Below are 13,004 nucleotides of genomic sequence, written 5' to 3' on the forward strand. Positions count from 1 at the left end.
CATAATAAGACCTTGGTCCGATTGCTAGAGCTCTGGGTCAACTCCACGATTCAATCGATGCACGGCGCGTGCCTCGGCACCGATCGTGACGCGCACCTTTCAGGAGTCTTCCGATGGACGCTGAAACGCTGTTGTCACAAAGCCAGGACATTGCCTCAAAAATCACCCACGTGCTGCAGAAGCGCACGCAAATCGCCCAGCGGCATCTGAGTGAACGGGTCACCGAAACGCTGGGGCTCGATCACGATGGCGCCCCGACCGTAAGCGCGATGCCCGCGCCATTCGATCCGCTCAGTGCGTGGCAATACACGGTAGATGCCGCGCAGCGCTCGCTGCTGTTCTGGGACACGCTGTACCGGCGCGGCAACGAGTTCGTCGAACGCAGCGTCAGCGGTCCCACGCCGGTGCTGCATTTCGAGTACGACATGGTGCTGGACGGCCGCACGTTCGAGCGGCCGGTCAACTATGCGCTGCTGCAACTTCGTCCGCTCGAAGGCGTGGGCGTGGACGTGCGCAAACGCCCGTATCTGATCATCGACCCGCGCGCGGGGCACGGCCCCGGCATTGGCGGCTTCAAGGACGATTCGCAGGCGGGCATCGCGCTGCGCGCGGGCTATCCCGTCTACTTCGTGGTGTTCTTTCGCGACCCCGAGCCCGGTCAGACCCTGCTCGACGTGTGCAACGCCGAGCAGCTATTCGTGCGCAAGGTGCGCGCGCTGCATCCCGACAGTCCGAAGCCCGCGATCATCGGCAATTGCCAGGGCGGCTGGGCGGCGATGATGCTCGCCAGCTCCGACCCCGAGGAGACCGGCCCGATCGTCATCAACGGTGCGCCGATGTCGTACTGGAGCGCGGCCTGGAGCGAAGGCGAGGGCGACAACCCGATGCGTTACGCGGGCGGCATGCTGGGCGGCGCGTGGCTCGCGTCGTACGCGGCGGATCTCGGCAACGGCAAGTTCGACGGCGCGTATCTGGTGGAGAACTTCGAGAACCTGAATCCCGCCAACACGTTCTGGGACAAGTACTACCACCTGTTCTCGAACGTCGATACCGAGCCGCCACGCTTTCTGGAATTCGAGCGCTGGTGGGGCAGCTACTACCTGATGAATCGCGAGGAGATCGAATGGATCACGCGCAACCTGTTCGTCGGCAACAAGCTGTGGTCGGGCGGAGTGACGAACAGCAGCGGCCAGGCTTTCGATCTGCGTGAAATCCGCTCGCCGATCATCCTGTTCGCGTCGATGGGCGACAACATCACGCCGCCTCAACAGGCGTTCAACTGGGTGGCGGACCTGTACGGCAGCACCGAGGAGATCAAGTCGCGCGGCCAGGTGATCGTCGGTCTGACGCACCAGAACATCGGGCATCTGGGCATTTTCGTGTCCGGGAAAGTTGCGAAGAAGGAGCACAAGCAGATCATGTCCGTGCTCGAGACCATCGAAACCTTTCCGCCGGGACTCTACGGCATGACCATCAACGAGGCCAGGAACGCGGCCGGGGAGATCGAATACGAGGTCGAATTTCATGAGCGGCGGCTCGAGGAGATTTCCGCGCGTTACAACCGCTTCGGCCGCATCGACGAAAAGCCGTTCGAAGCGGTCGCCGCGGTGTCCAATCTGAATCAGCGCATGTATGAACTGCTCGCGCAGCCGTTCGTGCAGGCGATGTCGAACGAAACGAGCGCCCGCCTGCTGCGCCAGTTTCATCCGCTGCGCTGGCAGCGCTGGGCCGTGTCCGCGATGAACCCGTGGCTTGGCTGGCTGCCGGCGGCCGCGCAGTCGGTTCGTGAGAATCGCCAGCGGGCCGCCGCCGATAACCCGTGGAGCAAGCTCGAACACAACGGCTCGCAAATGATCAGCGCGTCGCTGGACTATTACCGCGCGATGCGCGACGCGGGGACCGAGGCCAGCTTCTTCAGCGTGTACGCGAATCTGTATGCGACGTATCTGAGCAAGCCGGCCGCCGATGGCGTGGCCGCGCAAGCCGGCGCGATCGATCCGCGCGAGCTGCCGTTCGTGCGCACGGCGTTGCAGGCGATCGGCGACGGCGGCTACACGGAGGCGCTCGCGCGCGCGGCCTTTCTGTTGTCGCGCAAGGGCGGGTCGTTGCCGCTCGCGCGCCTGGAGATGCGCAAGGAGATCGCCGAAAGTTACGCGGAGTACCTGCCCGACATCAGCCCCGATCACTGGCGGCGCATCCGGGGCGAGCAGGAAATCATCGTCAGCTTCGAAGCGGACGAGGCGATAGCCACGCTGCCGAAGCTGCTTTCCCACAGCGAGGACCGCGAGCGCTTTCTACAACTGCTCGACAAGCTGGCGAGCGACGAGCGCGTGTTGAACACCGCGCCCGACGCCGCGCAAAAGGAGGCGTTCGAACGCATCCGCGCGGTGCTGGGTTCGGGCGTGAGCCGCAAGCGCAACGCACGTTTGCCTGACTCTACTCGCACGTGAGCAACTGGCGCGATGCGCGGCAGGACGCAAGCGTGACGGAACCGTGTGCACGGCGCCCGTATGCACGGCGCCCGTGTGCACGGCTTCCGTCAGCATGGCGTGCCACGCGTCACGAATCCAACGCACCGTACACACGAGGAATACGCAGATGGAAAAGCACGCGAAGTATCAGCGTCTAATCGATTTCTGCCGGACGCTGCCGGCGATGCCGACAGCGGTCGCGCATCCGTGCGACCAGAGTTCGCTCAATGGCGCGGTCGAAGCAGCCGGGATGGGACTGATCGCGCCGCTGCTGGTCGGGCCGCGCGCGCGCATCGAAGCGATTTCCGCCGAACACGGCATCGACATTTCGAACTTCACGATCGTCGATGCGCCGCATAGCCATGCCGCCGCGGCGGCAGCCGTGCAACTGGTGCGCGAAGGCAAGGCGGAGGCCCTGATGAAAGGCAGCCTGCATACGGACGAGCTGATGGCCGAGGTGATTCGCCGTGACACCGGCCTGCGCACCGAGCGGCGCATCAGCCATTGCTTCGTGATGGACGTGCCCGGGTACGAGAACGCGCTGATCATCACCGACGCCGCGATCAACATCTTGCCGACGCTCGAAGAGAAGGTCGACATCCTGCAGAACGCGATCGATCTCGGGCACGCGCTGAAATTTGACGAAGTCCGCGTGGCGATCCTGTCCGCGACCGAGAGCGTCAATCCGAAAATTCCATCGACGGTGGAAGCGGCGGCGCTGTGCAAGATGGTGGACCGCGGGCAGATCACCGGCGGGCTCGTCGACGGTCCGCTCGCACTCGACAACGCGATCAGCATTGAAGCCATGCGCATCAAGCAGATCGAGTCGCGGGTGGCCGGTCGCGCTAATGTATTGATGGTGCCGGACCTCGAGGCGGGCAACATGCTCGCGAAAAGCCTGTCGTTTCTCGCCGGCGCGGACGCGGCGGGCATCGTGCTCGGCGCGCGCGTGCCGATCATTCTGACGAGCCGCGCGGATTCTCTGTCGACGCGTCTCGCGTCGTGCGCGGTCGCCGCGTTGGTGGCCAAGGCACGGCGCGAGGCCGCCAAGGTGGTCGGGTGACGTCATGGCGGATGTGATCCTCGTATTGAACGCAGGTTCGTCGAGCCTCAAGTTCAGCGCCTTCGACGCGCAACAAGCGCAACTCGAGCTCATTTTGCGCGGTCAGATCGAAGCGCTCTACACGAGCCCGCGTTTTCGCGTGACGGACCGCGACGGTAATGCCAGCTCGCACGAATGGGGCGATGGCCACCGGCTCGGCCATCAGGGCGCGATCGAATATCTGGGCGGTTTTTTGCACGACCACGGCGGCGGCAATCAACTGAAGGCGGTCGGGCATCGCGTCGTGCACGGCGGGCAGCGCTTTGCCGGCCCCGTCCTCGCGACCTCCGAGGTGATCGACCAGCTGGACAGCCTGAGCCCGCTCGCGCCGCTGCATCAGCCGCATAACCTGACCCCGATCCGCATCCTCGCGCAGCTGCGTCCCGACCTTCCACAGGTCGCGTGCTTCGACACCACGTTTCATCGCACGCAGACCGAGACCGCGCAGGCCTATGCGCTGCCCCCGTCGATTACCGACCACGGCGTGCGGCGCTACGGTTTTCACGGGCTCTCGTACGAATACATCGCGAGCGTGCTGCCGGAGATCGCACCGGCCGCGGCGGCGGGGCGCACCGTCGTCGCGCATCTGGGCAACGGCGCGAGCATGTGCGCGATGGTCGCAGGCAAGAGCGTGGCGAGCACGATGGGCTTCACGGCGGTGGAAGGCCTGCCGATGGGCACGCGTTGCGGCAGCCTCGACCCCGGCGTGATGCTCTATCTGCTCGACGAGCTGAAGATGGATACGCAGTCGATCGCGGACCTCATTTACAAGGGCTCGGGGCTGCTCGGCATGTCGGGCATCTCGGGCGACATGCGCGTGCTGCTCGACAGCAACGACCCGCGTGCCCGCTTTGCGATCGACGTCTACACCTACCGCATCGGGCGCGAACTCGGCAGTCTCGCCGCGGCGATGCAAGGTCTCGACGCACTGGTGCTGACGGCCGGCATCGGCGAGCACGCCGTCGCGATCCGCGAGCGCATCGTGCGCGATGCCGCGTGGCTCGGCGCCGAACTCGACGAAGCGGCCAATCGGGCGGGCGCCCCGCTGATCACCCGCGCCTCGAGCAGGCTGCCGGTCTGGGTCGTGCCCACTAACGAGGAACTGATGATCGCCCGCCATACGCGCGCTGTCGCCCCATAGAGGAGTTTCACCATGTCTGTCGAGCAACCGAATTTGATTCTGCGAGGAGCGAAGGCCCTCGTGACCGGCGTCGCCAACGAGCATTCGATTGCGTACGGATGCGCGAAGGCGTTTCACGACCTCGGCGCGAGCGTTGCGCTCACCTATGCGAACGCCAAGGCGGCTCCTTATGTGGAACCGATCGCCAAAGCACTCGATGCCGAGATCTTCATGCCGCTCGACGTAACGGGCGAGGACGAAATGGAGGCCGTGTTCGAGCGGATCGAGAAGACATGGGGAAGCCTCGATATTCTCGTTCACGCCGTTGCATGGGCGCCGAAAGCGGATCTGCAGGGCGGCTTGCTGCAATCGTCGCGCGAGGGCTTCCTGAGCGCGATGGACATCTCCTGCCATTCGTTCGTGCGGATGGCGCGCCTCGCCGCGCCGCTAATGAAAGACGGCGGCACCATGCTGACGATGAGCTACTACGGCGCGAACAAGGTCGTGCCGAACTACAACCTGATGGGCCCCGTCAAGGCGGCGCTCGAAGCCTGCGCGCGCTATCTGGCGTTCGAGCTGGGACCGAGGGGCATCCGCGTGCACGCGATTTCTCCAGGGCCGCTGCAGACCCGCGCCGCTTCGGGCCTGAAGGATTTCGAGCTGCTGCTCAACGAAGCGGTGCAGCGCGCGCCGCTCGGCGAACTCGTCGACATCATGGATGTCGGCTATACCTGTGCGTTTCTGGCCACGCCGTATGCCCGGCGGGTGTCCGGTTCTACCTTGTATATCGACGGCGGATTGAACATCGTCGCATAGGGTCTGTTTACATATGGAACGCACGTGTATTCCATATGTAAACAGACACTGGAGGAGTAGGCATCATGGCTGAAATGTTTCTTGGAAACGTCGAGGAAAGCGTCTCCGACGAAGAGATCGGCGAGTTCCTGATTCGCTACGGGTTCCCGCGCTTCAGCTCGATCCAGCGGGTGCACGGCACGGGCTCGCGGCCAGGCGCGGTGGTCGTCTTCGACGACGTGCCCACGGACGGGCTGCGCATACTGCAAAACCGCGTCCATAACCTGTTCTGGAAGAACCACACGATCGTCGCGCAGCTGCTGCCGGAGCGCGACGAATCGTGACGGGCGACGGGAGCCGGGCATGGGTCTGCTGTCGCGGTGGCTGACCAGGCGCAACGCTTCCGAAGAGAGCGACGATCAGCAGACGAAGGAAATCGTCGAGCGGATCGTCGGGCTCTGTCCGTCGTTGCGGCTCGCGCGCAATTATGCGTCGCGCCTGCGGCCCGCCGTGCAACACACGACCGCCTATCTGCTCCGGCTCGCCGATGAAGTGCCGCCGACGCGCGAAGCGAACGCGGCGGCGTGGGCGACGGACCCGTATATCCACGCCTTTTTCGCCACACCCGACGACGTCTGCCCGGTCTTCAACCGCTCACACGAGCTGAACACGTTCTTCAGCGACCATCCCGCTGCCGATCAGGTATTCGCGGTGCTCGGCATGGCCATGGACGAGCGGCGTATTTTCGGCGTCGGGCAACACGGCGAGACGACGCAAACCGATCGCGCGCAGACGACCATCAACTTCAGCGATCACCAGGTGCGCGTGTGCGAAGAATCCGAAGCCGCGTTGCGGCGCCAAATCGTGTTGCGGATCGTCGATCAGCTCGTGCTCGAAGCCCTCGGCAAGATCGAGGCCGACACCTCGCGGCAGGACGAATTGCAACGCGAAAGGGCGCTGCTGAAAACGCGCCTGACGATTCTCGAACGGCAAGGGGCGGGCGTGCGCTCGCTGCTTGGTAGCGACGCGACGTCGAATTACGCGGAAGTGGCGAAGCTGCAGGCGCAGATCGAAGAGAACGATCAGGCTCTGGCGCAGTTGGGCCTGAAGACAGAGGCGCTGGAGCGGCATCTCGACGTGATGTGCGGTGTACTGGGGGCGCCGGATGCGCATTTCTACGTGCGCAAAAGCATGTACCGGCTCGACCGGATGAACGTCGTCCTGGAAGAGGGAGATACGCGGCCCGCGCACGAAATCGAGTTTCGCCTTGCGCGTCTGCCGGCGAGTCCCAATGCGATACGGGTTTTCTCGACGGTGCGTTTTCGACGCGCGGACTTTACGCCTCCGCTCAGCGGCCTCGCGCAAGCGCACCGCCTGATCTGACGCGAGCCATGCTCGCTATTTGCCGGCGACTGGCTCCACGGAGATGGCCACGGCCTCGGTATAGACCGCTTGCATCTGGTCGCCTTTTTTGATCCGCTTGAGCTGTTCGGGATCCTGCACGACCAGATCCACCGTATTGCCTTGCGGGCCTTTCAGCGTGACCACGCCGCTCTGGTGATTGACCGCGATGACGTTAGCCATGATCGTGACTTCGCGCGAGGCCGAGCCGCCGGGTTTCGCGCCCGCCGGTGTGCGAGCGAGCGTCTGGGTTTCGTTGGCGGTCAGCGGGGCGTTGCCTTTTTTCAGCATGATGGTCAGAGCCTGCGAATACTCGGCCTTGACCACGTCGCCGACCTTGATCTGATCGAAGTTGCGCGCTTCCTCGCCGACCACGACCTGCACGACCTTGCCCTTCGGGTCCTTGAGCAAGACGGTGCGCGTTGCCGGCTCGATGCCGACGACCGTCGCGGTCGTTTTGACCGTGCCCGACACGGTGACTTTGCCGGGCTCGCTCTTGACCGTGACGGGTGCCTCCGTCTGAGCGAACCCCGTATTCGCGAGACACACGAGCGCCGCCGCGATGATCAGTTTGCGGTTAATCATGCTGCTCTCCTTGCGCGATCAATTGACCGTGTAACCCCGCCCTGACATGCAGGCGGCGAAAGCGCGATTGAACGTGTCCATCGAGCCCTGCGTTTGCGACTGCGATTGTGCCGCGGCCGCGCGCCGGTTCTGCCGCGCGCGCGACCCGCCGACCATCGTGCCGGTCGCCGCGCCGATCGCCGCGCCCTTGCCGGCGTCGCCCGCAATCGCGCCGATGATCGCGCCGCCGGCCGCGCCGCGCGCGGCGCCCTGCACGCGCTCGCCGCCTCCCACCGCGGGGCCGGAAGGCGGGGGCGGGGCATTGGCGACCATGGTCGGGTCGATGCCGGTATTGCTCTTCGCCCACGAATAGCAGGCGCCTTCGTCCTGCTGCTGTTGCTGCGGGCTTTGCCCTCTGGCCGGATAGGCAATCGGCCTCGATTGCGCCAGGCCTTCCAGCGATAGCGACGCGCTCAACGCGGCGATCACGGCATATTTCGTAGACTTGTTCACGACAGCTCCTTGCGTGGGTACACGCGGGTGCGAGTCGCCGGCTGCCTGTTTGCTCAGGCGTGAGGGCGCCACCGGCACCCGTGAATGGGAATTCCGGTGGGACCGGTTGCCGCGCGGTGGATGCGCAGCAATGGCAGGTTCGCTTTCATCATGGTGTCGCGGGCCTGTCGCGCGCAATCGGACCAAGGTCGTATTTGCAATTTCGTCCATGGTTTCCAAACTGTATTCATGCAACAGGTGCAGGTCTTTTTCATTGCTTCGGACAACTGTCTGTCAAAGATCATGGCCATGCAGCCCGGGGCCGCTGACGAAGCGCAAGGGGAAGCATCGATGGACCGCGATTCGCGTGCTCGTACACGCATCATCCCGTTTGCAACGGCGCTCGACAGGCGCAGGCGCATGCCGGCACTCGACGACGAGGCGAAGCGCGCGCGACGCATCAGCCATGTACTGGGCGCCGCGCTTCTGGCGTGCTGCGGCGCGTTCTCCACTGCGGTGTCGCTGGCGCAGGCGCCGGCCGCGAACGCCCCGGCGAACGCGGCCCCGAACGCACCCGTTTCCGCGGCGACGCTCGACAAGCTCGTCGGACCGATCGCGCTATATCCGGACGATCTGATCGCGATCATTCTTCCTGCCTCCACCTATCCCGTCGAAATCGTGCAGGCCGATCGCTTTCTCGACCAGTACAAAAACAACAAGTCGCTGAAGCTCAACGACGCGTGGCACGATCCGGTGAAGGCGCTGCTGAATTACCCCGACATCGTCAAGAACATGAGCACCGATCTCGACTGGACGATCGATCTCGGCGAGGCCGTCGTTGCCGATCAGGGCTCGGTGCTCGAAGCGATTCAGCGCTTCCGGCGGCAAACGCAGTCGGCGGGGCATCTGAAATCCGACGACAAGCAGGTCGTGGTCGTCGAGAAGGAAGTGATCAAGATCCAGCCGGCCGATCCGCAGGTGATTTACGTGCCGCAGTACAACCCGCAGACCATCGTGGTGGCCAGCGCGCCCGTGACCTACGCCTACGCGCCCACGCCCTATCCGGCCTACTACTATCCGTACGCGCCCGGCGCCGCGCTCGCGACGGGGCTGATCTGGGGCGCGGCGATTACCGCCGCCTGGAACGGCGGGCACTATGAAACGCATTACGGAGGCGGCGGCAACAACAACATCAACATCAACCGCGAAAGAAACGTCGAGCGCGGCGATAGGAACGTCGAGCGCGGCGATAGGAACGTCGAGCGCGGCAATATCAACACGGGCGACATCAACCGCGGCGGTGGTCGCGGGCAGGGAGGGGGCACCTCCGCGTGGACCTCGGACAAGAAGCCGGGCCAGGTCAGCGGTATCTCGGATCGCTCGGCGCGCACGCAACGGGTCGGCGATCCGCCGTCGCGCGGCGGCGGCGCGGGTGCAGGCGCGGGCGCGGGCGGTGGGTTGGCGGGCGGCAACCGGGGCGGCGCGGGCGGCGGCGCAAACTATGCAGGTGGCGGCGCGGGTGGCGGCGCCGGCGCAAACTTCGCGGGCGGCGGTGCTGGCGCGCAAGGGCGGCCGCAGCCGTCCCAGCGTCCGACGGCGTCGGCGGGCACACGCGAGGTGAGTCAGCGCGCGTCGCCTGGGGGCGGCGGCGATGCGTTCAGCGGCTACGGCTCGGCGCGCACCGCGCAAGCCAACAGCGCGCGCGGCGCGGCGAGCCGTCAATCGACGCGTGGCGGCGGATACTCCGGTGGTGGCGGATTTTCCGGCGGTGGCGGCCGTGGCGGTGGCGGTGGTGGCCGCGGCGGCGGACGGCGATAAGGAGCAGCCATGAGCGGACAAAGCATCACCGGAAAGCGCCCACGCGCCGATTCGCGGCGACGTGTGGCCACATCGCGTCGGCTGTGCGCGATGGTGCTCGCGCTGTCGATTCCGTTGGCCGCGCTCGCCGCGGGGCAGCGCACTTTCGCCACCCCGGAAGAGGCGGTCGCCGCGCTGTCCAGCGCACTGAAGACCGACGACGAAGCGTCGCTCGTCGCGATCTTCGGCGAAGCGCACAAGAGCCTCGTGGTATCGCCGGATCAGGCGGAGAACGAGGCGAACTGGGCCAAGGCGAGCAAGGAGCTCGAGACCTATCACGTGCTCGACGACAGGGGACCGAACCGGCGGATTCTGCTGGTCGGCGACGAGGCGTGGCCGATGCCGATACCGATCGTCAAAGAGGACGGCACCTGGCGCTTCGCCACCGAGCAGGGCGAAGAAGAACTGATCAATCGACGGATCGGCGCCAACGAACTCGAAGCGATCAAGGTGCTGCACGCTTATCTCGACGCGCAGCGTCAATACGCGTCGCGCGACCGCAACCACGACGGCCTGCTCGAATACGCGCAGAAGCTGGCCAGCACACCCGGCAAGCAGGACGGTCTCTACTGGCACTCCGACGAAAACAGCGACGAAGAAGAGAGTCCGTTCGGCCCGCTCGTCGCCGCGAGTTCCGAATATCTGAAAGGTCACGCGGCGGGCGATCCTTACCGGGGCTACCATTTCCACATCCTGACGCGGCAGGGCAAGAACGCGCCGGGCGGCGCGTTCAGCTACGTGATCAACGGCCACATGATCGCGGGTTTCGCGATGGTCGCTTATCCGGCGCAGTACGGCACGAGCGGCGTGATGACCTTCGTGGTCAGCAACAACGGCGTCATCTACCAGAAGGACCGTGGCGCGCACGCGCCGCCTGTGACCGAGTTCAATCCGGACCACACGTGGCAGCGCGTCAAGGATTCGCTCTGAGCCGCTCCGGGTTGGCTGAGGCGATGGCCGTACAGCGCGCCCGAGCTTCCGTCAGGTCCGCTTCCGTACTCGAGGCGCTACGTTGAACCATCCACCCAGCGTCACCGGCCGCGCGACTTCCACGCCACCCGCGCGCGGGTGGCGCTCCGCGTTTCCTCCCGCGCAGTGGCTGCGAAGCTATCAGGCTCGATGGCTCGCGAAGGACGCGGTCGCCGGCGTGACGCTCGCGGCTTATGGCATTCCGGTATCGCTCGCCTATGCGTCGCTCGCCGGCTTGCCGCCGCAATACGGCATCTACGGCTATCTGGTCGGCGGCCTCTGCTATGCGCTGTTCGGCTCGTCGCGCCAGCTCGCGATCGGCCCGACCTCGGCGATCTCGATGCTCGTCGGCGTGACGCTCGTGCCGATGGCCGGGGGCGACCCGTCGCGCTGGGCTTCGATCGCGGCGCTCACGTCCGTGCTGATCGCGTGCATGTGCGTGATCGGCTGGCTGCTGCGCCTGAGTTCGCTCGTCAGCTTCATCAGCGAGACGATCCTGCTCGGCTTCAAGGCGGGCGCCGCGCTGACGATCGCGATGACACAGCTGCCGAAGCTGTTCGGGGTGAAAGGCGGCGGCGAATTCTTCTTCGAACGGATCGCCGTGCTGTGGGGGCAGCTTCCGCTGACCAACCTCGGCGTGCTCGGTTTCGGCCTCGTTTGCACCGCGTTGCTGCTGCTCGGCGAAAAGCTTTTGCCGGGGCGTCCGGTGGCGCTCGCCGTCGTCGCTGCCTCGATCGTCGTGTTGTCCGTCACGCCGCTGGCCAGTCGCGGCTTCACGCTCGTGGGCGCGCTGCCTCAAGGCTTGCCTGAATTCCGTCTGCCCGGGCTGCGGCTGCGCGATGTCGACGGCATCGTTCCGCTGGCGTTCGCGTGCCTGTTGCTGGCATACGTCGAGAGCGTTTCGGCCGCGCGCGCGCTCGCGCAGGCACATGGTTACGAGATCGACGCCCGCCAGGAATTGCTGGGTCTTGGCGCAGCCAATCTGGCCGCGGGATTGTTCCAGGCCTTCCCGGTTGCGGGAGGGCTTTCGCAATCGTCGGTGAACGACAAGGCCGGCGCGAAAAGCGCGCTTGCGCTGGTATTCGCGTCGCTCGCGATCGGCTTCTGTCTGATGTTCCTCACCGGACTGCTCGCGAATCTGCCCAACGTCGTGCTGGCGGCGATCGTGCTCGTGGCCGTGAAGGGCCTCGTCGACGTCGGCGAACTGCGTCATGTGTGGCGCGTGAGCCGCTTCGAATTCGCGATTTCGATGGTGGCGTTCGCGGCGGTGCTGTTGTTGGGCATCCTGAAGGGCGTCATCGTCGCGGTGCTCGTGTCGATGCTGCTGATCATCCACCGCGCCGCTCATCCGCATGTCGCGATGCTCGGGCGTATTCCCGGCACGCGCTATTTCTCGGATCTCGAACGTCATGCCGAGAACGAGACGATTGCGCATGTGCTGGCGGTGCGTGTCGAGGCGTCGTTGCTGTACTTCAACGTCGAGCACGTGCGCGAGACGATCTGGCGCATGATCCACACCGCACCCGAACCGGTCCGGCTCGTGATTTGCGATCTGTCCGCATCGGCGGTCGTCGATCTGGCGGGCGCGCGCATGCTCGAAGCGATGCACGGCGCGCTGGAGGCCGCGGGCGCCGCGATGAAGGTCGTCGGCGCGCACGCGGACGTGCGCGACATGCTGCGCGCCGAGGGGCTCGAAGTTCGTGTCGGCCACATCGGCCGACGCGGCTCGGTGGCCGACGTCGTCGACGCATTCCAGCAAAACGGCGATTTCGCGGACGACGCGAATCGCGGATGAACTCGAGGAGAAACCCATGTCACGTCAATTTCGTCCTGGCGCGCGCGCGCTCACGCGGTGGCTCGCGGCGGCGCTGCTGGCCGCCCCCGTTTTGTGTCATGCATCGAACCTGAACTTTCTGAAGGACACGCCCGTTACGTACATGCGCGACGCTGACCGTAAAGCGCTCAACAATGCGGCGCAAAAGGCACTCGACACAAAAAAGGATGGCGAATCGCTCGAGTGGAGCAATGCGGGGACCGGCAATCCCGTTTCGATCACGGGCACGGTGACGCCGCGGGATACGACGAAGGAAGGCGATCGAACCTGCCGGACCGCGACGCTCGTCGCGGTCGCGAAAGGGCAGACCCAGAGCTGGACGCCGGTCGCCTGCAAAACCGGCAATGGGGTGTGGAAAGTTCTCAAGAAATAAGGACTCGCGCGTAATCAGTGCGTAAA

At 65.3% G+C, this 13,004-nt stretch carries 12 protein-coding genes; 10 read left to right on the forward strand and 2 right to left on the reverse strand.

Features of this window, described 5'->3' with window-relative positions:
• Positions 1 to 113 precede the first annotated feature (113 nt).
• The 6 genes from OKW29_RS19845 (at position 114) to OKW29_RS19870 (ending at position 6,871) form a co-directional block, all read left to right on the forward strand.
• The gene (locus tag OKW29_RS19845) at positions 114 to 2,450 is read left to right on the forward strand and encodes a DUF3141 domain-containing protein (RefSeq protein WP_429292218.1); all 2,337 of its coding nucleotides are present in this window, start codon (positions 114 to 116) and stop codon (positions 2,448 to 2,450) included.
• 94 nt (positions 2,451 to 2,544) lie between these two features.
• On the forward strand, positions 2,545 to 3,534 hold the full coding sequence (locus OKW29_RS19850) for a phosphate acetyltransferase (RefSeq protein WP_184064541.1): 990 nt from the start codon (positions 2,545 to 2,547) through the stop codon (positions 3,532 to 3,534).
• Between the two features lie 4 nt (positions 3,535 to 3,538).
• On the forward strand, positions 3,539 to 4,714 hold the full coding sequence (locus OKW29_RS19855) for an acetate/propionate family kinase (protein ID WP_429292219.1): 1,176 nt from the start codon (positions 3,539 to 3,541) through the stop codon (positions 4,712 to 4,714).
• A 12-nt stretch (positions 4,715 to 4,726) separates the two neighbouring features.
• On the forward strand, positions 4,727 to 5,509 hold the full coding sequence (fabI, locus tag OKW29_RS19860; RefSeq protein ID WP_429292220.1) for an enoyl-ACP reductase FabI: 783 nt from the start codon (positions 4,727 to 4,729) through the stop codon (positions 5,507 to 5,509).
• Between the two features lie 65 nt (positions 5,510 to 5,574).
• Positions 5,575 to 5,832, forward strand: a complete 258-nt coding sequence (locus OKW29_RS19865) for an RNA-binding protein (RefSeq protein WP_187630498.1) — start codon at positions 5,575 to 5,577, stop codon at positions 5,830 to 5,832.
• Positions 5,833 to 5,851: 19 nt separating this feature from the next.
• Positions 5,852 to 6,871, forward strand: a complete 1,020-nt coding sequence (locus OKW29_RS19870) for a hypothetical protein (RefSeq protein ID WP_429292221.1) — start codon at positions 5,852 to 5,854, stop codon at positions 6,869 to 6,871.
• Between the two features lie 15 nt (positions 6,872 to 6,886).
• Here the strand turns inward: OKW29_RS19870 and OKW29_RS19875 are convergent, their stop codons facing one another.
• Both OKW29_RS19875 and OKW29_RS19880 read right to left on the reverse strand, forming a co-directional pair.
• Positions 6,887 to 7,474 (reverse strand): hypothetical protein, encoded by a 588-nt coding sequence (locus OKW29_RS19875; protein ID WP_187617280.1) that lies wholly within the window; start codon positions 7,472 to 7,474, stop codon positions 6,887 to 6,889.
• A gap of 18 nt (positions 7,475 to 7,492) precedes the next feature.
• Positions 7,493 to 7,966: a glycine zipper family protein gene (locus OKW29_RS19880; protein ID WP_018424548.1), complete on the reverse strand. Its 474-nt coding sequence runs from the start codon at positions 7,964 to 7,966 to the stop codon at positions 7,493 to 7,495.
• A gap of 399 nt (positions 7,967 to 8,365) precedes the next feature.
• On the opposite strand from OKW29_RS19880, the gene OKW29_RS19885 reads away from it, so the two are divergent.
• From OKW29_RS19885 to OKW29_RS19900, 4 genes are all read left to right on the forward strand, one after another.
• Complete coding sequence (locus OKW29_RS19885) at positions 8,366 to 9,763, forward strand: DUF3300 domain-containing protein (protein WP_429292222.1); 1,398 nt, start codon at positions 8,366 to 8,368, stop codon at positions 9,761 to 9,763.
• 9 nt (positions 9,764 to 9,772) lie between these two features.
• The gene (locus tag OKW29_RS19890; protein WP_429292223.1) at positions 9,773 to 10,732 is read left to right on the forward strand and encodes a DUF2950 domain-containing protein; all 960 of its coding nucleotides are present in this window, start codon (positions 9,773 to 9,775) and stop codon (positions 10,730 to 10,732) included.
• A gap of 82 nt (positions 10,733 to 10,814) precedes the next feature.
• Entirely contained in the window at positions 10,815 to 12,566 is a 1,752-nt protein-coding gene (locus OKW29_RS19895; protein ID WP_429292224.1) for a SulP family inorganic anion transporter, read from the forward strand.
• Between the two features lie 16 nt (positions 12,567 to 12,582).
• Positions 12,583 to 12,978 (forward strand): RT0821/Lpp0805 family surface protein, encoded by a 396-nt coding sequence (locus OKW29_RS19900; RefSeq protein ID WP_429292225.1) that lies wholly within the window; start codon positions 12,583 to 12,585, stop codon positions 12,976 to 12,978.
• Positions 12,979 to 13,004 lie beyond the last annotated feature (26 nt).

The organism is Paraburkholderia sp. CI3 (assembly GCF_050436505.1).
GTDB lineage: Bacteria > Pseudomonadota > Gammaproteobacteria > Burkholderiales > Burkholderiaceae > Paraburkholderia > Paraburkholderia tuberum.

Excerpts from the sequence above, each read along its gene's own strand:
- OKW29_RS19845 (WP_429292218.1), top strand. The coding sequence starts at position 114 with ATGGACGCTGAAACGCTGTTGTCACAAAGCCAGGACATTGCCTCAAAA.
- OKW29_RS19850 (WP_184064541.1), top strand. The coding sequence starts at position 2,545 with ATGGCGTGCCACGCGTCACGAATCCAACGCACCGTACACACGAGGAAT.
- OKW29_RS19855 (WP_429292219.1), top strand. The coding sequence starts at position 3,539 with ATGGCGGATGTGATCCTCGTATTGAACGCAGGTTCGTCGAGCCTCAAG.
- fabI (WP_429292220.1), top strand. The coding sequence starts at position 4,727 with ATGTCTGTCGAGCAACCGAATTTGATTCTGCGAGGAGCGAAGGCCCTC.
- OKW29_RS19865 (WP_187630498.1), top strand. The coding sequence starts at position 5,575 with ATGGCTGAAATGTTTCTTGGAAACGTCGAGGAAAGCGTCTCCGACGAA.
- OKW29_RS19870 (WP_429292221.1), top strand. The coding sequence starts at position 5,852 with ATGGGTCTGCTGTCGCGGTGGCTGACCAGGCGCAACGCTTCCGAAGAG.
- OKW29_RS19875 (WP_187617280.1), bottom strand. The coding sequence starts at position 7,474 with ATGATTAACCGCAAACTGATCATCGCGGCGGCGCTCGTGTGTCTCGCG.
- OKW29_RS19885 (WP_429292222.1), top strand. The coding sequence starts at position 8,366 with ATGCCGGCACTCGACGACGAGGCGAAGCGCGCGCGACGCATCAGCCAT.
- OKW29_RS19890 (WP_429292223.1), top strand. The coding sequence starts at position 9,773 with ATGAGCGGACAAAGCATCACCGGAAAGCGCCCACGCGCCGATTCGCGG.
- OKW29_RS19900 (WP_429292225.1), top strand. The coding sequence starts at position 12,583 with ATGTCACGTCAATTTCGTCCTGGCGCGCGCGCGCTCACGCGGTGGCTC.